Annotated in this window: 19 protein-coding genes; 12 read left to right on the forward strand and 7 right to left on the reverse strand. The window is 40.9% G+C overall.

The features are described from left to right. Positions 1–181: 181 nt before the first annotated feature. Entirely contained in the window at positions 182–1,456 is a 1,275-nt protein-coding gene (locus tag OGI71_RS24130; protein WP_282252576.1) for a deoxyribodipyrimidine photo-lyase, read from the reverse strand. Between the two features lie 517 nt (positions 1,457–1,973). Here OGI71_RS24130 and OGI71_RS24135 point away from each other — a divergent pair. The 3 genes from OGI71_RS24135 (at position 1,974) to OGI71_RS24145 (ending at position 5,312) form a co-directional block, all read left to right on the forward strand. Then, positions 1,974–2,843, forward strand: coding sequence for a hypothetical protein (locus OGI71_RS24135; RefSeq protein ID WP_282252578.1), 870 nt, complete (start codon positions 1,974–1,976; stop codon positions 2,841–2,843). 221 nt (positions 2,844–3,064) lie between these two features. Further along, positions 3,065–4,903, forward strand: a complete 1,839-nt coding sequence (locus tag OGI71_RS24140) for a UbiD family decarboxylase (protein ID WP_282252580.1) — start codon at positions 3,065–3,067, stop codon at positions 4,901–4,903. A gap of 73 nt (positions 4,904–4,976) precedes the next feature. Further along, a complete protein-coding gene (locus OGI71_RS24145) occupies positions 4,977–5,312 on the forward strand; it encodes a HopJ type III effector protein (protein ID WP_282252581.1) in 336 nt (111 codons plus the stop codon). A 141-nt stretch (positions 5,313–5,453) separates the two neighbouring features. Here OGI71_RS24145 and OGI71_RS24150 read toward each other — a convergent pair whose 3' ends face one another. Both OGI71_RS24150 and OGI71_RS24155 read right to left on the reverse strand, forming a co-directional pair. Further along, complete coding sequence (locus OGI71_RS24150) at positions 5,454–5,915, reverse strand: VOC family protein (protein ID WP_282252582.1); 462 nt, start codon at positions 5,913–5,915, stop codon at positions 5,454–5,456. A 222-nt stretch (positions 5,916–6,137) separates the two neighbouring features. After that, positions 6,138–6,713: a Crp/Fnr family transcriptional regulator gene (locus OGI71_RS24155; RefSeq protein WP_282252583.1), complete on the reverse strand. Its 576-nt coding sequence runs from the start codon at positions 6,711–6,713 to the stop codon at positions 6,138–6,140. Positions 6,714–6,950: 237 nt separating this feature from the next. On the opposite strand from OGI71_RS24155, the gene asnB reads away from it, so the two are divergent. Further along, positions 6,951–8,639 (forward strand): asparagine synthase B, encoded by a 1,689-nt coding sequence (gene asnB, locus OGI71_RS24160; RefSeq protein WP_282252584.1) that lies wholly within the window; start codon positions 6,951–6,953, stop codon positions 8,637–8,639. Positions 8,640–8,789: 150 nt separating this feature from the next. Continuing rightward, entirely contained in the window at positions 8,790–10,355 is a 1,566-nt protein-coding gene (locus OGI71_RS24165; protein WP_282252585.1) for a M20/M25/M40 family metallo-hydrolase, read from the forward strand. An 83-nt stretch (positions 10,356–10,438) separates the two neighbouring features. Here the strand turns inward: OGI71_RS24165 and OGI71_RS24170 are convergent, their stop codons facing one another. Both OGI71_RS24170 and OGI71_RS24175 read right to left on the reverse strand, forming a co-directional pair. Beyond that, the gene (locus OGI71_RS24170) at positions 10,439–12,616 is read right to left on the reverse strand and encodes a S9 family peptidase (RefSeq protein WP_282252586.1); all 2,178 of its coding nucleotides are present in this window, start codon (positions 12,614–12,616) and stop codon (positions 10,439–10,441) included. A gap of 158 nt (positions 12,617–12,774) precedes the next feature. After that, a complete protein-coding gene (locus OGI71_RS24175) occupies positions 12,775–13,503 on the reverse strand; it encodes a DUF1080 domain-containing protein (RefSeq protein ID WP_282252587.1) in 729 nt (242 codons plus the stop codon). Positions 13,504–13,686: 183 nt separating this feature from the next. On the opposite strand from OGI71_RS24175, the gene OGI71_RS24180 reads away from it, so the two are divergent. From OGI71_RS24180 to OGI71_RS24190, 3 genes are all read left to right on the forward strand, one after another. Further along, the gene (locus tag OGI71_RS24180; protein ID WP_282252589.1) at positions 13,687–14,055 is read left to right on the forward strand and encodes a dihydroneopterin aldolase; all 369 of its coding nucleotides are present in this window, start codon (positions 13,687–13,689) and stop codon (positions 14,053–14,055) included. A gap of 80 nt (positions 14,056–14,135) precedes the next feature. After that, positions 14,136–14,861: an ATP-binding protein gene (locus tag OGI71_RS24185; protein ID WP_282252591.1), complete on the forward strand. Its 726-nt coding sequence runs from the start codon at positions 14,136–14,138 to the stop codon at positions 14,859–14,861. 283 nt (positions 14,862–15,144) lie between these two features. Further along, positions 15,145–15,588, forward strand: coding sequence for an Hsp20/alpha crystallin family protein (locus tag OGI71_RS24190; protein WP_282252592.1), 444 nt, complete (start codon positions 15,145–15,147; stop codon positions 15,586–15,588). 141 nt (positions 15,589–15,729) lie between these two features. Here OGI71_RS24190 and OGI71_RS24195 read toward each other — a convergent pair whose 3' ends face one another. After that, the gene (locus OGI71_RS24195) at positions 15,730–16,167 is read right to left on the reverse strand and encodes a thioesterase family protein (protein WP_282252594.1); all 438 of its coding nucleotides are present in this window, start codon (positions 16,165–16,167) and stop codon (positions 15,730–15,732) included. A 75-nt stretch (positions 16,168–16,242) separates the two neighbouring features. Between OGI71_RS24195 and OGI71_RS24200 the strand changes: the two genes are divergently transcribed. The 4 genes from OGI71_RS24200 (at position 16,243) to OGI71_RS24215 (ending at position 20,028) form a co-directional block, all read left to right on the forward strand. Then, a complete protein-coding gene (locus OGI71_RS24200) occupies positions 16,243–16,791 on the forward strand; it encodes a sigma-70 family RNA polymerase sigma factor (protein WP_282252596.1) in 549 nt (182 codons plus the stop codon). After that, positions 16,781–17,422, forward strand: coding sequence for a hypothetical protein (locus OGI71_RS24205; RefSeq protein WP_282252597.1), 642 nt, complete (start codon positions 16,781–16,783; stop codon positions 17,420–17,422). Before OGI71_RS24200 ends, OGI71_RS24205 begins: the two co-directional genes overlap by 11 nt. An 81-nt stretch (positions 17,423–17,503) precedes the next feature. Further along, a complete protein-coding gene (locus OGI71_RS24210) occupies positions 17,504–19,159 on the forward strand; it encodes an AarF/UbiB family protein (RefSeq protein WP_282252598.1) in 1,656 nt (551 codons plus the stop codon). A gap of 83 nt (positions 19,160–19,242) precedes the next feature. Then, positions 19,243–20,028, forward strand: coding sequence for an SDR family oxidoreductase (locus OGI71_RS24215; protein ID WP_282252601.1), 786 nt, complete (start codon positions 19,243–19,245; stop codon positions 20,026–20,028). Positions 20,029–20,153: 125 nt separating this feature from the next. On the opposite strand, the gene OGI71_RS24220 is transcribed toward OGI71_RS24215, so the two are convergent. Next, positions 20,154–20,747: a YceI family protein gene (locus OGI71_RS24220; RefSeq protein WP_282252603.1), complete on the reverse strand. Its 594-nt coding sequence runs from the start codon at positions 20,745–20,747 to the stop codon at positions 20,154–20,156. Between the last annotated feature and the right edge of the window lie 106 nt (positions 20,748–20,853).

Consider the following 20,853-nt stretch of genomic DNA (forward strand, 5'->3'; position numbering starts at 1 on the left):
TTACAATTAAAACTATGAAATTTGTCAAAGTTATGAATAAAAAAAGAGTTTCTAATACTGAAATTGAATAATTTAATCAATAAATCTATCCAATTCTTAACATTTTTAGCATGATTTAAAAGCGCCCTACAGGGCCCTACAAATTTCTTTTGTTTTGAAATTATTTATTTCTGCCGAAGATTTATTTAGCGAATAATTCATCCAATTTTGGAAGACCATTTGGGAAGTTGGTTTTGATCAATTTCTGCCAATCCAAAGCTTTGTTGTCCTTTTCACTTGTGCCTACGCCAGCGACATGGGACCATTGCCCGTATACGGTGGCTGGAGAATAGTCCAAAAGCTGTTCTTCAAACCAGGATGCTCCCTTTAACCAATTGACCTGATACTCATGCACCAGATAACTGGCGGCGATCAATCCCGCCTGATAGGGGATATAACCCGTCTTTTTCAACTGTATCATGGTGCTATTGATAAAATCATCCGCTGTCTGACCGGATTTCCATTTTTCGAATAGATCCTCATTCACCGTTAACGCCGGGATATCTACCGTAGTACTGTTTTTTGAACCCAGCGGTTTGAAAAATACATTTGGATATTTTTTGAGCATAAAACGGAAATAATCCCGCCAAAGTAAGATGTCTATTATTTTTTCGAATCGTTTATCTTTTTTTCCTTCGCCCAATTTCTTAATGTTGTTGTAAAGAAGGATTGGGGATAAAGCTCCAGCAGCGATAAAAGGACCCAATATGACAGGATCCTGCTCCGTTTCTGGATAAGTGGACAATACCGAATGCATAATACTCAATGCAGTATCTTCTCCTCCCAATATATAGATGTCATCAACAGATTTGATCTCCTCATCTGAATAGCCTAGGTCCTTCAACGTGGGGATCTTGGTGTCTTCCAGATGTGGGGGAGTCAGGAAATTTGAGGGGAAAGGAATCGGTTGGCGTACCGTACTCTCACGTTCCACCTTTTTCTTGAAAACGGAAAATCCATTCGGAATATCTTTGATCGGAAAAGGGAGATCTTCTTTATGGTAAAGTGTGTGTCCAATAAAATGGCGGAGGTTGATTTTGCTATTCCAGAGCTCACTCTCTACTTTTTCGGAAATAGAGGTCTCGCGCAGTGCAACTTCCCGATGGTGATAGACTTCATTGACCTGATATTTTTGGGCAATACGAGGGATAATATCCTCCGGTTTGCCAATATAGGTCAGTAGGTCACTTCCGTGGCTTTTTAATTTTTCTTTTAAGGCAGTGACGGCTTCGATCACAAATGCTGCACGCAGTACACCAGTATTTAAATTACCAAATTGATTGCGGTCAAAATAACGGGGATCAAAACAATAGACAGGAATGATGAAGGAACTCTTCTCAGAGGCTTGATAAAATACCTCATTGTCATGAAGTCTTAAATCATTTCTAAACCAGATCATTGTAGCCCTTTTGTCCATAGAGGTGAAGATAAATACTTTTTAGTGCAGCCTATTTTCAGAAGATTTACAAATATATAAGGATATTGTGTTTGTGAAAATATTTAGGCGTGAATTGACATAAAAAGGACAAAGAAGTGGTTTTAGACAAAATTGCTGTATGTAATAAATTTCTGACAACAGCTTCATTTGCTTAAGTCATACGTGGAAAATAGCCTAAACGATCGATGATTGCTCCTATATCGACAGAAAACAAGTTGTTCTAATTATAAAAATAAAAATAGTGTTAAACTTATTTGAGGTTTCTCTGTTCTAAAATTAGGAAATTATGATCGTAGTTAGTCAAAGTATTTGAAGAGAAAACCATCATGGGCTTTTGCAATCTATAGGACAGTTAAAATGAGATCCAGCTTATTGTTTGGTTAATCGTTAAAACCACAGAAGGTAGTTGTATGACCGCCTTAAGAAGAAGAATAAAAAAAGCTGTAATTAGCACATTTATACCATTGAAAGCGAGTGCTCAGAAATAATTATAAGAATGAAAAAGGTTTTAATTAGTGGGCTAAATACCTATTTGGGACGACGGGCGTCATGTTATTTACAAACGAAGGATTTTGATGTTATAGGTTTGGTGCGAAACTTATCTATTTTTAATAAAATCGTGAAGGAGAAAGTGACAGCGAAGCTTTTTGAACTTGATTTGTTGCGAAAAGGACCCGCTTATGATAATTTTAAGATCAGTGATGTGAACTTTGGGATTTATTTTACACAGGTTCCTACCCTGGATAACGATATTCAGCTTCAGCTGGAACTGCTAGGTCTTCGTAATTTTGTTGAAATCTGTAAGCGGGCGGGTAATAACCGCGTGATCTATGTGGCCAGGCTGATGGATGAGCATTTTTTAGAGCCTGTTCGGAATCTATTGGAAGCTTTACGTGTACAGTATACCATTGTGGTAAAAAGCAGTGTCATCGGAAAGGAAAGTGTACTGAACCGAATTTTTAGCAAGTTGGCCAAACGGCAGACCATATTCTATTGGAATTGGGTGGCCTCGCTTAAATTTCATCCCTTACCTTTATTGGATGTCTACCGCTGGCTTCGGGAAATGCCCTGGGAAGGCAACTTTATATCTGAGGTGATTTACCTTGGTGGACATGAAGAGGTAACGTTTAGAAGCTTGTTTTATCAATTTCTCAATTATACTTCCGATACACAAAAGCGCGAGATTGGCGTAAATAAATTTTTTGCGAAGCTATTGCTGAGCCGGTTCAACGATATCAATAAGGAAGATATTGATGAGTTTAGACGGGTGCTCTATTATGAAAAAAATGTGGACAATTCAACCTGGCAGAAAGTCCAGGCCTTTGAATTTACACCGCTGAAAGCCTATGTCAGTATGGATACCTAATTTTTTTCTGAAGGGTCTAACAGCCAGCGGAAACCTGTAATATGCTTATCCTTTCAATGCTTTTTGTGCCTGTCGGTAATGGAGTTTTTTTGGTTTGTGAACTTTTGATATTTATCTAAAGCATTTATAGTCCCAATGGAGATAAACAGGGGTGAATAATTATTTACTTCTAAATTATTCTGTTAAATTTGTGGATTAACGCGTTGATACAGATTTAATATATGGGATACAATAGTCTAGCAGCATGTGTTGCGGATCTTGAAAAACATGGCCATTTAATCCGGATTAAAGAGGAAGTCGATCCTTACCTCGAAATGGCTGCAATTCATATGCGGGTGTTTGATGTCGAGGGACCAGCATTGTATTTTGAAAATATCAAAGGTTCAGAATTTCCCGCTGTATCTAATCTCTTTGGTACATTGGACCGTTCGAAGTTTATGTTTCGTGATTCGTTGGATCATCTTAAAAAATTGGTGGATGTCAAGATGAATCCGGCTGCTGTGCTAAAAAATCCATTTCAATATATCGGTTCATCCATGACTGCTTTAGGTGCCTTACCTTGGAAAAAGAAGTCTGGCGCTCCGATTCTACATGGTAAAACAAGCATCAGCAAGCTTCCTCAAATCGTCAATTGGCCAATGGATGGCGGTGCTTTTGTCACCATGCCACAGGTCTATACGGAAGATGTAAATAAACCTGGAATTATGCATGCCAACTTGGGGATGTACCGGATTCAGCTTTCAGGCAACGATTATATCCCAGACCGAGAAATAGGATTGCATTACCAGCTGCACCGCGGAATCGGTATTCATCAGACAAAGGCCAATGAACTTGGTGTGCCACTTAAGGTAAGTATTTTTGTGGGTGGCCCGCCGGCGCATCCCTTGTCTGCGGTCATGCCTCTGCCAGAAGGCCTTTCTGAAATGATCTTCGCTGGGGCTTTAGGCAATAGAAGGTTCCGTTATTTTTACGATGAGGAAGGTTTTTGTATTTCGGCGGATGCGGATTTTGTGATCACGGGGACTGTTTATCCCAATGAGAATAAACCGGAGGGACCTTTTGGTGATCATATAGGCTATTATAGTCTTACACATCCATTTCCGTTGATGAAGGTGCATAATGTATACCATAAGAAAGATCCGATCTGGTCATTTACAGTAGTTGGGAGACCACCACAGGAAGATACTAGCTTTGGAGCACTTATTCACGAAATCACAGGGGCCGCAATTCCTCAGGAAATCTCCGGTCTGCATGCCGTCAATGCGGTGGACGCGGCAGGAGTGCATCCCTTATTGTTTGCGATAGGATCAGAGCGCTACACACCTTATCAACGAGTGGACCGCCCGCAGGAGATTTTAACCATTGCCAATCAGATTCTTGGAAAAAACCAACTGAGTTTGGCCAAATATCTTTTTATTTCGGCATATGAAGATAATCCCAAGTTGGATATTTATAATATTCCAGCATTTTTAGGACATATTCTGGAACGAATCGATCCTGCGCGAGATCTTCATTTTCAGACAAATACGACCATAGATACCCTAGATTACTCAGGTGATGGATTAAATGCGGGTTCGAAGGTCGTATTTGCAGCTGCGGGAACAAAGAAAAGGGAGCTTGCGCGGGAGTTGCCTGCAAATTTTGATCTGCCAAGGCCTTTCAACCAAGCGAAGTTTGTGATGCCGGGTGTATTGGCTATCGATGGAAAGGCTTTTACGTCCTATGGAGATGAAGCTGCGATAATCCAAGAGTGGTGCCGTGCGGCTGAAGGGTTGGCATGGGAAGGTTTTCCGCTGCTGGTACTGTGCGACGATGCCAGTTTTACAGCCGAGACAGTCAATAACTTCGTCTGGACAACCTTTACGCGGAGTAACCCAGCATTTGATATCTATGGAATCAAAAGCTTTACTACGTTCAAACATTGGGGCTGTGAAGGACCGATTATTATTGACGCACGCACTAAACAGCATCATGCACCAGCATTGATTAAAGATGAAGCTGTTGAAAAACGGGTTGATCAATTGGGAGCAAAAGGTGGCTCGCTCCATGGAATTATTTAGAAATTCAGTAGGAAGGGCTAAATACAAGGAACTTTAATAAACAATTAGCATAAAGCATATACAATTTAATCTGATGAAAACAGAAGAATTATTAGCGAAATCAAAGGGAAGCCAGCTTCAGTTTCAGGAAGTTTTGGATCATATCGCAGAACAGTACACGTATAATCCGACGTCGTTTCAAAATGGAAACCTGAAAAACTCGGCAACGGAAAATCAGGGGAGTGCGAAAGTATTGTATTTCGCTAAACTAAATGATCTTTCTGTCGCAGATACCTTGGTTTTGTTTGCGGAGCATTATCAGAATGTATTGGATAGCCCCGCGGGTGAGGGACATCAAAATATCCGCCAGTTTATGGAAAATGGCTGGGATGGGGTTGTTTTTGAGGCTGATGTACTGACCGATAAATAAGTCGGGAATGTTATGATTCATTTAAGTCAAATATAAGCCAACAGCATTGAAGGATTTGTACAGGATCCGATCAAATATATAGGGGCCTCGAAAGAAGCCCCTATTTTTGTAAACTAATTTGTAGTACAGCGCACCTGTCTATTAACCTTTGCTTTCGCAATCTTCGTCTTTGCTGCCTCCGAAATAGACCATCCAGCAGATGCCAAATTGATCTTGGAATGAACTGTACAGTTCCGCAAAAAAGGTCTCTCCTAAAGGCATTTCCACTACTTTTGCATTGACACTTAAAGCCGTATGTAGGTTTTTTGCTTCTTCAGCATTGTCACACATCAACATCACATAAGTATTATTGCCCTGTACGTACTGCTGGCCAAAAGCTGGAACGACATCGGTGCCCATAAGCATGCTCTCGCCATTGATGGAAATTGCGGTATGACAGATTTTGTTTTTGGCCTCATCTGGAATTGCTGGCATTTGTGGATCTGCGGGGATATCACCATAACGCATGTATCCCGGATTTTTTGTTTGAAAGACCTTCTCATAAAATGTAAAAGCCTCTTCACAGTTACCATCGAAATTTAAATAAGCGTGTAATTTTGCCATGATTTCTAATTTTTGAATATATTGATTATTTCTTGATGCGTATCTTTTTACATTCATGCTGATAAAAGATCCGCGTTATCTTATCTTGTCAAATGTTTCTCCAATGGACAGTAAACCAGGGGACTGTCTGTGGAAGTGAAGATAAAATTAAGCTGAAGTTTTGATAAAAATCTTGCCCTAGGGCAAGATTTGAAAATAGACCGTCGCTGATAAGAAAAATCTTTAATTGCCGTGAACAATTTCTTTTCGGATACGGCTCAATGAGGTATCTGTGATGCCGAGATAAGAGGCGATATGTTTTAAAGGGGCCTGCTGGATCAGGATTGGTTTTTCTTTGATCAAACGCAGGTATCGGCTGGTCGCGGGTTCGGTGATCATGGCAATAGCCCTATTTTTGCTGTGGACCAGTTCTGCTGCCATCCATGAACGCCCCCATTCCCTAAATTCAGGAATACGATGAAATAATTCCTGATGATCTTCAAATCGTATTTTCCAAAGCTTGGTGTCCGCAAGCGCCTGAATATTTTCCACCGTTGGCGTACGTTGAAAAAAAGAAGCAACTTCAATAACGACATCGTTGTCGCTGCAAAAGCCGATCGTGACCTCGTTGCCTTCGTAGTCGTGCAAAAAAGATCGTGTAAGGCCATATTCTATTAAAAAGTAGGCATTTGAAACCTGCCCTTTGTGTAGTATAAAATCACCTTTTTTCATCGTAATGGCCTCGTGTTTCTCTTTTATGGAATTCAGTTCATCGGGCGTAAGTGCCAGGTCACTGTAAAAAGTTCCTATTAGATCCATGTCCTTGGTTTATTTGATTACTAAGTGAATTTAATGATAAATCTTTAAATGTGTTGTTAATCCATTGTGTAATTATTGTAAACAAATAGGTGTTTTGTTGCTAATTTTATTTGTTTGAATTATGTTTTTTAGTAAAAACATAATAAAAATTAAAAATTATTATGAAATTAGTTTTTAATTGTTTTACTTTGTGTCAAGAACATAATGTAAAAACGAAATATTTAAAATTTTCATAATATGTGTGGAATTATTGGCGCTTTTGAATTGAAGCAACCTGCAGACTCATTGAGATCCCAAGTATTGGAAATGTCAAAACGTATTCGTCACCGTGGTCCAGATTGGTCTGGCATATTTACGGGCGAAAAAGCTTTATTGGCCCATGAGCGACTAGCCATTGTTGATCCGAAATCAGGTAGTCAACCTTTGTACAGTCCAGATGGCAAAGTTGTATTGGCTGTAAATGGCGAAATCTATAACCACCATGAATTAAGGAATAGCCTTCCGGATTATGCGTTCGCAACACAGAGCGATTCGGAGGTAATATTGGCATTGTATTTAGCCAAGGGGCCATCGTTTGTTGATGAGTTGAACGGTATCTTTGGTTTTGCGTTATATGATTCACGTGATGACTCATTTTTTGTGGCCCGTGATCACATGGGGATTATCCCATTGTATTATGGAAAAGATGCACAGGGGCAACTGTTTGTCGCTTCTGAATTAAAGTCTTTGGAAGGTTTCTGTGAGACGATCGAACAATTTCCTCCGGGGCATTATTTATATAGTAAAGAAGGTACAACACCACAGCGCTGGTACCAACGCGATTGGGAAAGCTATGATACGGTGAAAGATAATGAGACTGATATCGCTGTATTGCGTAAAGCATTGGAAGATGCAGTACATCGCCAATTGATGTCAGATGTTCCCTATGGTGTATTGCTTTCGGGAGGTCTTGACTCTTCCGTGATTGCGGCGGTGACCAAAAAATTTGCATCCAAACGTATCGAAACCGATGATAAAGAAGACGCATGGTATCCACAATTACATTCTTTTGCTGTTGGCTTGAAAGGTGCACCAGATTTAATCGCAGCACAAAAGGCGGCTGATCATATTGGAACAATCCACCATGAGATCAACTTCACTATTCAGGAAGGCTTGGACGCCATCCGCGATGTAATCTATCACCTGGAGACCTACGATGTGACGACTATTCGTGCTTCGACTCCGATGTACTTACTGGCACGTGTGATCAAATCCATGGGCATCAAAATGGTGTTGTCTGGTGAGGGGTCGGATGAGCTTTTTGGTGGCTATTTATATTTTCACAAGGCACCTAATGCGCAGGAGTTTCATGAAGAAACAGTTCGTAAACTGAAAAAACTGTACCTCTATGACTGTCTACGTGCAAATAAATCGCTAGCAGCCTGGGGTGTCGAAGGACGTGTACCTTTCCTGGATAAAGAATTTATGGATATTGCCATGCGTATTAATCCATCCGATAAAATGATCCGTGAGGGTAAAATGGAGAAATGGGTCGTACGTAAGGCTTTCGAGGATTACCTTCCGGAAAGCATTGCCTGGCGTCAAAAAGAACAGTTCTCGGATGGTGTCGGCTATAGCTGGATAGATACCTTAAAAGAACAGGCAGAAAGCAAGATTTCTGATCAGGAGTTTGCTGCAGCAGCCGAACGTTTCCCAATCAATACACCAAAGAACAAGGAGGAGTTTTTGTATAGAACAATCTTCGAATCGCATTTTCCTTCTGCTGCTGCTGCACAGACCGTTCCATCGGTAAAGTCTGTGGCTTGTAGCACACCAGAAGCCCTTGCTTGGGATGCTTCTTTCCAAAATCTGAATGATCCATCTGGAAGAGCAGTAGCCTCTGTGCATCAGGAGAGCTACGAAAAATCCAAAGTGGAAGCTGTTTAGATAATCAACCGACCATATACTAATGTTGTAATAGGGGTATCCAAGGATACCCTTATTTTTTTTGAATATGTTTTTTGAATTATCTTTAGTAATTTTCGAAAAAAACCAACCCTGCCGAACCTACAGGATGGTGAACTAATTAAATTACAAATGAAACGATATACTAAACAAAGAAATTTGAAGTCTTTTGGGCTGATACTTATGCTATTGAGTAGCTCAGCAATTTTTGCACAAAATAAAGATGCTGTTGTTGCGGCTATTGTCCAGGAAGCCCAGGCAAATTCCCAGCTCGAAAACTATGCTTTTGAACTTGTTGATATGATCGGTCCACGTTTGGTTGGGAGTCCACAGATGCAGCAGGCACATGACTGGGTAGTCAAACAATACACCGCACTTGGTGCGGATGCACGAAATGAACCTTATGGAGAATGGCGTTCCTGGGAAAGAGGGATCTCAGCGGTGACGATGACCTACCCTCGGATTAAATCTCTCGAAGGCACGCAATTAGCCTTTAGTCCGATGACAAAGGAAAAAGGTGTAGAAGCAGAAGTGGTGGCGATGCCTTTGTTTAGTTCTCAGGCTGATTTCCAGTCCTGGCTAAAAACGGTAAAAGGTAAAATTGTCCTGATCGGCATGAACCCGATCTCGGGTCGTTCGGATGCCAACTGGAAGGAATCTGCCTCTGCCCAAAGCTATGAAAAATATCTGGCCTTAAAGAATGGGCAGCTCAAGCAATGGGAACTTAGTATGACCTACACCGGAAGTACACGACGTACGCTGCCATTGGTATTGGAAAACGCTGGAGCAGTAGGTGTGATTGATTCTTACTGGACCGAACTTCCGGGGCTTACACGGATTTTTGATGCGAAATCGAAGCAGATTCCTGTTTTTAATATCGCTTTGGAGGATTATGGCCTCCTTCACCGTATGGCTGTGCGTGGCGTCAAACCTCGTATACTCTTGCAGGGTAAATCCAATGAACTTGGTACAGCGAAGACTTATAATAGCATTGCTGAGATCAAAGGAAAAGAGAAGCCCAATGAGTATGTAGTTCTGTCGGCACATTTAGATTCATGGGATGGGGCTTCGGGTGCGACAGACAATGCAACGGGAGTGATTACGATGATGGAAGCGGTTCGCATCCTGCGGAAAGTATATCCCGAAAATAAAAGAACGATCCTGGTCGGCAACTGGGGAAGTGAGGAACAAGGCTTGAACGGCTCATCGGCTTTTGTGGAAGATCATCCCGATATTGCCAAAAATATACAGGTCGTCTGGAATCAGGATAATGGAACGGGACGTATTGTGCGTATAGGTGGCAGTGGTTTTGAAAAGGCGTATGAATATATCGGTCGTTGGTTACAGTATCTACCCGAAGAATTTCGCAACGAGATCCAGAGCAGCTTTCCGGGAATGCCGGGAACAGGTGGAAGTGACCACTCTTCTTTTGTACAAAAAGGGATTCCGGCCTTTGGCCTTTCTTCCACTTCTTGGGATTATGGAAAAGTAACCTGGCATACGAATCGGGATACCTACGATAAAATTGTCTTCGATGAGGTCAAGCAGAATGCGATTATTGTAGCGATATTAACTTACCTCGCTTGTGAGGAGCCGGAATTGGTGTCAAGAGAGAAAATCGTATTACCTGTGGATAAAACTGGTAAACAAATGGAATGGCCAACAAATTTACAGTCCAAAAGGACAAGTGGTAATTAATGGACTATTAAACAGGTTATTCTTAATAACACAAAGGCGCCAATCAGAAAAGAAAGGCGCCTTTGTATGATAGCTGTTACTGCTTATTTTTTTAGATGCTGATTAAAATAATCCGCAATTTTCTCGTACATATGGATACGATCTTTGCCCATCACATTATGTTCGTGAGTAGGGTATAAGAAATAATCGACTTGTTTCCCGGCCTTAATACAGGCTTCCAAAAACTCCATGCTGTTTTGTTGTACCACTACTGGGTCTTGCGCGCCATGGATGATCAACAACCGTCCTTTTAGCTGATCGGCCTTATTTAATAAGGATGTCAGTTTATATCCTTCAGGGTTTTCCTGAGGTGTGTCCATATAACGCTCACCATACATTACTTCATAAAACTTCCAGTCAATAACTGGACCTCCAGCGACTGCGGCTTTAAAAATATCATTATGATGTAACATAAATGAAGTCGTCATAAATCCACCGAAGCTCCATCCGAAGATCCCCATGCGTTGTTGATCGACAAAGGATTTTGATTTTAGGAATTCAATTCCTTTAAGCTGATCGGCCATTTCATTTTGGCCAAGGTTACGGTGGGTAGCGGTATAAAAATCACGGCCTCGGTAATTGGTACCGCGATTGTCCATCGTAAAAACGATATATCCCTGTTGGGCCATGTAGAGATCAAAGTAACCTGCTCCACCCAACCATTTGTTGGAAACCAATTGCGAATGAGAACCGCCATACAGATAATACATGACCGGATATTTCTTCGCAGGGTCAAAATCATTTGGATAGATGATACGGCCGGTCAGTGGATATTTGCCATCAGCCGAAGTCAGTTGGACAAATTCTATTTTTGGATTATTAATTTTTCCACTGAATGGATTGTCAGCTTTAACCAGGACAGTTCCCTTGCCTGATTTGACCTCCTTGATCTGGATCATGTTTGGCGTTTTCAGGTCACTATATTGGTCATAGATATACTTGCCATCACCACTCAAAGATGCCTGGTGTATGCCCGATTCATTTGTTAGCTGTACTGTTTTTCCGGATTTGAGGTTTACCTCAAATAATTGACGGTCCATACCATTATTGGTGACACCAATATAGCTTATTTTGTTTCCATCAGCCGAGAATTCCAAGAGGTTTTCCAATACAATATCCTTGAAACCTAATTTTTTAATCAGTTTTCCCTCCGTATTGTAGAGGTAAAGCTGGTTGTAGCCATCTTTGTCGGATTGGTAAAGAAATTGATCCGCTGTGTTTGGTAAGAAGGTTAGTGGATTTTCTGGCTCTACCCAAGTTGTTGCGGTTTCCTCAAACAATGTTTTAACCAATGCTCCAGTTTCAGCATTGTATTTATTGAACTTGAGGTCATTTTGACCGCGGTTGAGAACGCCTACATAAATGAATTTGCCTGAAGGATCCCAGTTTACACTGGTCAGGTATTGTTCGCTATGATCTCCGGTCTGTAAGGTTACTTTTTGTCCAGTGACACTGTTGTAGACAACCAGTGTTACCTCCTCCGACTTTTGCCCTGTCATGGGATATTTTATCCATTTGATTTCGGCAACTTTCGGACTCCATTGGGGGAGTGGGTAGTTGGCGACCATGGTTTCATTTTTGCGGTAGTAGAGCAGCTTGTCATTTTGAGCATTCCACCACATGCCTTTTTTTATGCCGAATTCCTGCCGGTGGGTATAATCACTACCATTTACAATACCTTTGTCGCTGTCGTTGGTTACTGCCGTTACTTTTCCGTTTTTGTCAACGATGGCGATATTATTGTCTACCAAATAAGCAACTTTAGAAAGGTCTGTGCTTAGTTCGCGGTTAGCGCCTTGGCTATCGTTGCCGATAAAACTTTCGATATTTTTGGACTTGACATTATAGACGACTGTATATACCTTGTCTTTGCCATCTACCTGGAGCAAGAGTGAATTGCCATCACGCCATTTATAGTCGTAAGGAAACATGCGTAAGCTAAATGTTTCGTTTGGAATTGCAGCTTTTAAAGCTGTTTCGAGCTCAGTTTTAGACAACAAGCCCGTCTCTGTCCAATTGGTTGCTGCACTTTTGGAGAGTAGATTTTGATACGATTTATCGAGGTAAGAGAGGCTGTTTGATTTCGGTATCCAGGAAGCTGCGGTAATCGATGTTGGCGCATAGGTGCGCGGTCCGAATACCGTTTCTTCCAAATTAAGGTTTCGTTGGGCATGGCTGGTTAAGGCACTTGCCAACAAGAAGAATAGCGCAATTCTTTTCATTAGAATAATTTATTTTTAATGATGCTGAGCCGACCATAAGTGTTTTTTGTCCTTATGATGGAGTTTGCTTTTAAATTTTATAGGGCTAAATTAGGGAAATAGCCCTATAAAACCTAGTACAGAATTGTTGCTTGTCTAACTGAAATTGTTGTGTCGATCTATAGTTTGCGGAGCCAGATATTTCTAAACTGGACCAGATCACCATGATCTTGCAGGATAATGGGGCCGGGACCATGGCTCAGTTGTTTCGGAAGTCCTATGTACTCTGTTGTGCCATCAATCTGGGTGTTATTCTGGACAAGGACGCCATTATGGAGAACAGTGACTGTGCCTTTGCTGATCAATAGACTGTCTTTGTTAAACTGGGGAGCCTTGTAGATGATATCGTACACATGCCATTTGTCCGTTACGATGACCTGAGCCAACGGCGGACGTTGTTTGTAAAGACTTCCCGCACCACCATTAACATAGGTCGGATTGTTATTGTTGTCCAATACCTGGATTTCATAGAGCCCCTGCAGGAAAATGCCACTATTCCCTCTGCCTTGTCCTTCACCCTTGATTAGCTCGGGACTCTTCCATTCAATATGGAGTTGAAAGTCACCGAAATGTTCGGTTGTCTCGATATTTCCAGTTCCAGGTTTTACTTCAAGCGTATTGTTGGCTACTGTCCAATTTGCATTTCCCTTTTCGCTCTTCCATTTGCTCAGATCCTTACCGTCAAAAAGAACAATGGCATCACTTGGGATTCCCTTGTTAAGTGTTACTGTTGGCGGAACAGGTTTGTAATATTCTGTATCGCTGGGTTTCATATTTGTTTGGGCATGGATTGCGCTGGAACCGCATAAGATCGCCAGGCTTAGTGCCGAAGATAAAGAAAAGTTCATCTGTTGGGTTTTTGGTGTATTTAAACTTAGGAAAATTTGCTTTTATATACAATTATAATTTTAAAATAGGATCTATTTAAGTGTCTGCTTTTGGCTGGACGAGATTTTTGCTCTGGTCTGATGCTATTGAATTCGTTGAAAGTGTAGGTTTTTTGATTTGGAACAATTTGCTTAGGTTTGTGCATGGCAACCATTTTACAGACAGTCTCATTGAAAGAAGCGCGTTTTTATGCGCCAATTGGCTATTACGAGGAAGAACAGATTCTCGGGAATGAATTTTTTGTGTCTATTGATGTCTCTTTCCCTTTTCATAATACAGAAACCGAAGATTTGCGTAATACGCTAAACTATGAAGAACTATACCAGATCACTGCACGTGTGATGCAGCCCAAACGGAAACTGCTGGAATCTGCAGCTGCGGAAATATTGGAACAGATTCGGTTAGGGGTGCCGCATGCCGAAATGATCGAGGTTGTCATTCGCAAATCGAATCCACCTTTTGGCGGCGATTTATCCTATTCGCAGGTTGGTTTGAAATACCTGAATGATTAATTTTCAAACTGGACCAGCGAAAGTTTGAAATACCAGCCTAAATTTGTGGATCCATTGTATAAAAGTGTCAAATTGTTAAGATGAATATTTACGATCTTGTTATAGCCGATAAGGAAAAGATAGCATTAGAAGATGTTTTTTTAGCGGAAGATAGTCGGCAGAAACTGCAACAGTTGATTAAGGAACATCGCTATATTCAAGAGCTCTCGCAATATGGTCTGCCTGTAAGCAACAAGATTCTATTGCACGGTTATTCAGGTTGCGGAAAAACAACGACGGCAAAAGCGCTGGCGACAGCACTCGACAAACCGATCTATATCTTGAATCTGAGTAACTTGATCTCATCCCGCATCGGTGAGACTTCACAGCATATCAAGCAGGTCTTTGACAAGGCTGGACGTGAAAAAGCTGTACTGTTTCTCGATGAATTTGACCAGATCGGAAAAGCGCGGATCAGTGAAGAGAAAGATGTAGGAGAGATGCGCCGCCTGGTGAACACGATTATCCAACTAATCGACTATTTTCCCAACGAAGCTGTATTGATTGCGGCAACCAACCATCCCGAGATATTGGATACAGCAATTATTCGGCGATTTCAACTTCGCCTGGCTTTTGAATTACCCACTCATGCGCAGCTGGATGCTTATTATGCTAAACTATTTTCCCCCTTTCCCCAATATGATGCTTTGGTATCACGGATTTATGATGTTTCCTATGCAGAGGCAAAAGATTATATCTACGATGCTGTTAAGTTTTTGCTGATTAGCGCACTGGAACAACAAGAAAGACCAGAACCAGAAGGGTAAAGCTCCAAGGTTAATGTTTTGTAAAATTAAATCCGCCTGAAAACAGTTTGCCTACTGCTACGTTAATGCTATATCGGATAGAGGGATCTTGGTTTCCTCACAATGACAATGTCGCCCCCTTTTTTGGGAGGGTTTTAAATAAGGTATGTCAAAATGACGTTTTAAATTATCCAAAAATGACATTTTGTCTCTGTTTTGCGACTGGTACGTGAATTGAATATCCCCTAGAAAAGAGTTAGAAAATAAAGCTTAACAAAAAATAAAAAAATTAGGAGGACAAAAAATGGCATTAATTAAATTCCCTACAAAAAGTTTGAATACCGACGCAGTAAACCCATTTGTAAATACTGTATTTGACAATCTATTTAATGATAATTTTATTTCAGATCGTTTAGTTTCACGTGTTCCTGCGGTGAATATTTCGGAGTCTGAAAAATCATTTAAGATCGAAATGGCAGCTCCAGGATTGGATAAATCAGATTTTAGAATCAATGTAGATAAAAATCTGATCACTATTTCAGCAGAGAAAAAAGAAGAGCAAGTAAGTGAAGAAAAACTATATAGCAAGAAGGAATTCAATTATAGTTCATTTTCAAGATCATTTACCTTGCCTGAAACGGTTGACTATAGCAATATTGAAGCAGCCTATGAGGGTGGAATATTGATTTTAACTGTTGGCAAGAAAGAAGACGCCATTATTGCAAAGCGTTTGATCGAAGTAAAATAGTTCATGCTGCTCATATGATAAATATAAAGATCATATGATAAGCTCATCCTGACCGATGGTCAGTTTACTCAAATAAGATAGTTTTTTAGGTTAGTTTATGTTTTGATCCCTCGGAATACAAAAATATTCCGAGGGATTTTTTTATCCAATCTCTTCATATCCCACTGCACGCGGTACTTTGGCTAGATAGGGCTCCATTTCTTCCGGTAACTTGGTCAATTTTCGCAGCTTTAAGTCAAGCCAGGCACCATCAACGTTTACTGTACAGCATAATATGCCATCCTTGCGATAGACCTTATGAACAAAAGAAAATCGACTATTGATTTTATTGTATTTGGTCAGTTCCACTTTTACCTGAACGTATTCATCCAGATGAACCTCCTTCGCGTAGATCAATTCTTCCCGAAATAGGATCGGTCCGATATGAAACTGGGCGAACTTGTCCAAAGAAAAGCCCATTTTGTTCAACATATTACTCCGTGCCTGCGCACAGATATCGGCATAGGCAGAATGGCGCATGTGCCGATTGGCATCTATTTGTGCCCAGATGACCTGTCCCTCATAAAATATATTTTCCATAATTATTATTGTAATTTGCCTCCTTTTTATGAACAATTTACATATTTTTAAATTAAGCTGTAACACTTTGTTTGTTTGCTATACTTATTACCTGAAAAGATCTTAAAAGAAAATTTACCATTGGCTCATTCGGAAACAGAATTTCTTCAGTTGATTGACGAAAATAAAGGAATTATCGTCAAGGTGAGCCGTATGTATATGGATGACCATGATGGACGGCAAGATCTTTATCAGGAAATTGTGTATCAGCTCTGGAAATCCTACGCAACGTTTAAGCAGCAAAGTAAATTTTCAACATGGATGTATCGTGTTGCATTGAATACCGCGATGGTATTTTTAAAGAAAGAGAAAAAACATCAGATTTACGATAGCCTGGAAGAACGGCATGATTTTCCCGACGAATCTTATAATCCGGATAAAGACGAACAGCTAAAAATATTCTATCAGGCGGTGCATGAACTGAATGCTGTAGAAAAAGCATTGATCTTTTTGTTTTTGGAAGGTCAGAGCCATCGTGAAATTGCGGCGCATCTTGGTATATCTGAAGTCAATGCACGGGTCAAATTAAATCGTACAAAAGAACGGATTCAACAAATCATTAAAAAATACAATTATGAATTTTGATGAATTAAAAAAATCTTGGCAGGAACAGCCAACAGATGAGGATCTACAAAATCCAAATCTCAAACATTATAAGGAGGTCGGCAATATCATGGCCAAACTGAGACGCAATATCAAACGTGAATTTGTTTCCTGGGTGGTGTGCATGTTTTTTCTGATTGCTGTACCCATGCTACCTATTTATAAAATCTCGGGGTATGCAGCTTTTGCGTATTACTTTTTTATTGTGCAGATCTCGCTGTCGAGCCTGCTATATTACCGTAGGTTCTATTACCTGATCAAAAGTGCCAAGCAGATTGATCTTCTGGCATCCCGTGAGCATCTTCTCAAGCTTTATTATGATCTCAAATATGCCGTGGAGACGTATCGTATCGTTGCCTATGTGATGATTCCGCAAGCCTTGTTTCTTTACCTCATTATGATTGGCCAAAATAGAGCAATCACCTGGTTTGAGAAATTATATCACTTCAGACAGACCCTCCAGCAAGATCCCAATTTTATACTATGGATGATCCTTTCTGCACTTATTTCGATCGTTATTATCGTGTTGATTACCGAATTTATGATCCGTGCCTATTATGGGGATTATGTCAAACAGATCAGAGAAAACCTGGATCAGATGGAAGCGGAATAGGGGTGTTGATGCGAAAAAGGTAAAGTCTTTGTGTTTTTTGAACTTGGATATTTCGTATCTTGTTATCGAAAATCCTTGTCCATGATGTACAATCCGACCAAGAAGTTACAACGTAGTTCCCAAATCTTAAGCATATTAGCAAAATATGGTTTCAAAGATGCCATTGCCCGTTTGCCATGGAAAGGGGCAAGAGCGAGCTTAGAGCGTAATATAGATGTTGATAAAATCAGTGTATATACGCGTATCCGTATGGCTTTGGAAGAGCTCGGGCCGGCCTTTATCAAGTTGGGGCAATCGGCTTCCACCCGCGAAGGTTTGCTCCCCAAAGATCTTGTCGAGGAACTCAAAAAGCTCGAAGATAATGTCCCACCCTTTGAAGTCGACATTCAGGAATATCTCGCTGAAGAACTCGGATTAGATATCACCGAACAATTTGAGACCATCGCGTCGGAGCCCTTTGCCGCAGCGTCTATTGCTCAAGTCTATCGGGCGACATTAAAAGACGGCACAAATGTTGTCTTAAAAGTCCGTCGACCGGGAATAGATGAGGTCATGCGTGTAGATCTTGCGCTCATGCGTGATATCGCCAAGATTCTGACCATGTACAATGACGCACTGGAAAATCTCAACCTTTCCCTGATTGTAGAGTCTTTTGCAATGACCCTGCAAGAGGAAATGTCTTTGGTCATTGAGCGCCATAACATCGAACGCTTTGCTAAAAATTTTAAAGGCAACAAACTGATCAAGGTGCCCAAAGTTTACCCTGATCTCTCCTCTGATCGCGTGCTCTGTATGGAGTATCTGGATGGTTTCAAAGTGACAGATGTTGTGGAAATTAAACGACGGGGAATGGATGTGGAAACCTTGGTGAAAAATGGGACCAATCTGTATCTGGAACAGGTGATTATCCACGGTTTTTTTCACGGTGATCCGCACCCTGGTAATATGATGGTAATGCCCGATGGGCGTATTGCCTTTCTGGACTTTGGCAACATGGGTAAATTGCTCGGAATTGACCGACGACAGCTTGAGGAGTTTATCCAATCAGCGATTTCCGAGGATGCAGTCCGACTGGCCGATGTCATTGAGGACGTGGCTGTAGTGAGTCATATCCCTGACCGAAATCAGTTTGAACGATCCCTATATGAAATATTTGACATGATCGATAATGTTTCCCTAGGTGATCTCAGCCTCGATCTGCTGTTCAATAAACTCTGGAAGATCATTGGTGACAATCGCTTGTATTTCCCGGAATATATCTATCAGCTCATGCGAGGTATTTCTTTGATGGAGGGAATCGGTCGCCAACTTTATCCTGATCTGAATATCATGGAGAGTATTAAGCCTTTTGCCCGACGGATCATGATGGAACGGTTATCGCCAGAAGCTATTTTCAAGAAGGGAAAACATAAGATAGAATCTTTCGCCCGGGATGTCGAAAAACTTCCGGAGGATATGCGGGCTTTAGTACGGCTATTCCGTACGGGAAATTTCACCTTGAATCATCGTCTGATCAGTGCCCGTTCCTTCAATGCCATACTCCGTAAAGGGGTCAACCGTATTGTGATCGGAATCATGTTTATGTCACTCAATTTATTGGGGGGAATGGTAATTGTCGCACGTATTGAACCGCAATGGTGGGGCATTCCCGTTTTTGCCTGGATATGCCTGGGCTCGGCATGGGTCTTTGCGGTCTATTTATTTATTGCCATGATCCGGGCAAAAGATAATGATTAAATGACCTTCCCTAGTTTATCTATATTTTTGAATCATACACACAACGAATTAGCTGGTATAAGTTAATAGCATACGAAATAGTTATGGAAATCAATCTAATTGGAAAAAAAGCCCTGATTGGCGCAAGTTCTGCCGGCATCGGTGCCGGGATTGCCAAAGTTTTGGCATCCTGTGGTGTCTCGGTTACCCTAGCATCACGTAGTGAGGAGAAATTGAAGCATACTTTGGAAAGCCTGGACAGCTCAAAAGGGCAGGTACATCAATATATTCTGGTCGATTACAATGATCATGAAGACTATAAAGTACAAATAGATCGTTATTTTGAATCAAACAAGGTGGATATCCTGGTCAATAATTCCAACGGACCACAAGCGGGAACGATTGATCAGAAAAATCTGGCGGACTACCAGCATGCCTTTGAACTTTTATTTCAGAATCATTGTTATACGACTTCTTGTGCCTTACCTTATATGTTGGCAAATGGTTATGGACGCATTATCAATGTATCGTCTTCCACTGTAAAAGAGCCCGTATCTAATCTGGTTTTATCAAATACCATCCGCACCGCCCTGATAAGCTGGAGCAAATCGCTTTCAGATGATGTAGCAAAGGAAGGCGTGACTGTCAATAGTATATTAACAGGGCTGTTTGATACCGAAAGAATTCAGTCTTTGACCAATATGGATGCACAGCGCTTGGGTATATCCTATGAGGAGGCTTTGCAATTGCGCTTAAAACAGGTGCCGGCGGCTCGTTTGGGTGAGCCTGAGGAATATGGGTACCTGGTCGCTTTTATTTGCTCGACCTACGCCAACTATCTTACCGGAGCCAATATTCCGCTGGATGGTGGTCTATTGAAAGGCTTGTAAGGTAAAAAGAAATTCGCCCGAGAATGAGAACGGCAAGCTTATGGCTGAGTAGTAGTAAGCCAAAAAAAGTGGCTATCCAAATATTGGGTAGCCACTTTCAGGTTGTGTGATTTAAAAATCTTTACCTAGTTCAAAACCAATTCGGTATTGACAGTAATGTCCACATCAGAAGCAACTGCTTCTACACCTGAAGGTAATTTATCATTGTATTTGATGCCAAAATCCTGACGGTTAATTTTTGTTTTTGCTGTAAAGCCTGCACGTGTTTTTCCCCAAGGATCGGTAATAACACCACCATTTTGAGTGACATCAAAAGTTACTTTTTTAGTTACGTCGCGGATGGTCAGATCTGCCACCATAATATATTTACCTTTCACTTTCGCATTTTTGAAGGTGACAGATTTTAAGGTCATTTTAGGAAATTTGTCTGCAGCGAAGAAATCATCTGTTTTTAAATGATTATCACGTGCTTCAATACGTGTATCAACACTATTGACATCAATGGAAAAGTTTACTTTTGCATTGTTGAAACTTGTAGCGGTTGCAGTTTCCACTGTTCCCTCCACTTTGGTAAATTGACCATCGACAAAACTGATACCAAGGTGTTTTACATCAAATCTTGCATTGGTATGTCCCGGATCAGCAGACCATTTTACCTGCGCTACAGCAACATTAACCATTAACGCTGCCACTGCTAAAAATTGGAAAAATCTATTCATGTTGTTTTCTATTTGTTTATTTATCAAACGTTTAATTGTTCAAAATGTTTGTTTGAACAAGCTTCTGCAAAGGTGGGATAAACCTGAATAGAAAAAATTGATGTAG

The sequence above is a fragment of the Sphingobacterium sp. ML3W genome (assembly GCF_029542085.1).
GTDB lineage: Bacteria > Bacteroidota > Bacteroidia > Sphingobacteriales > Sphingobacteriaceae > Sphingobacterium.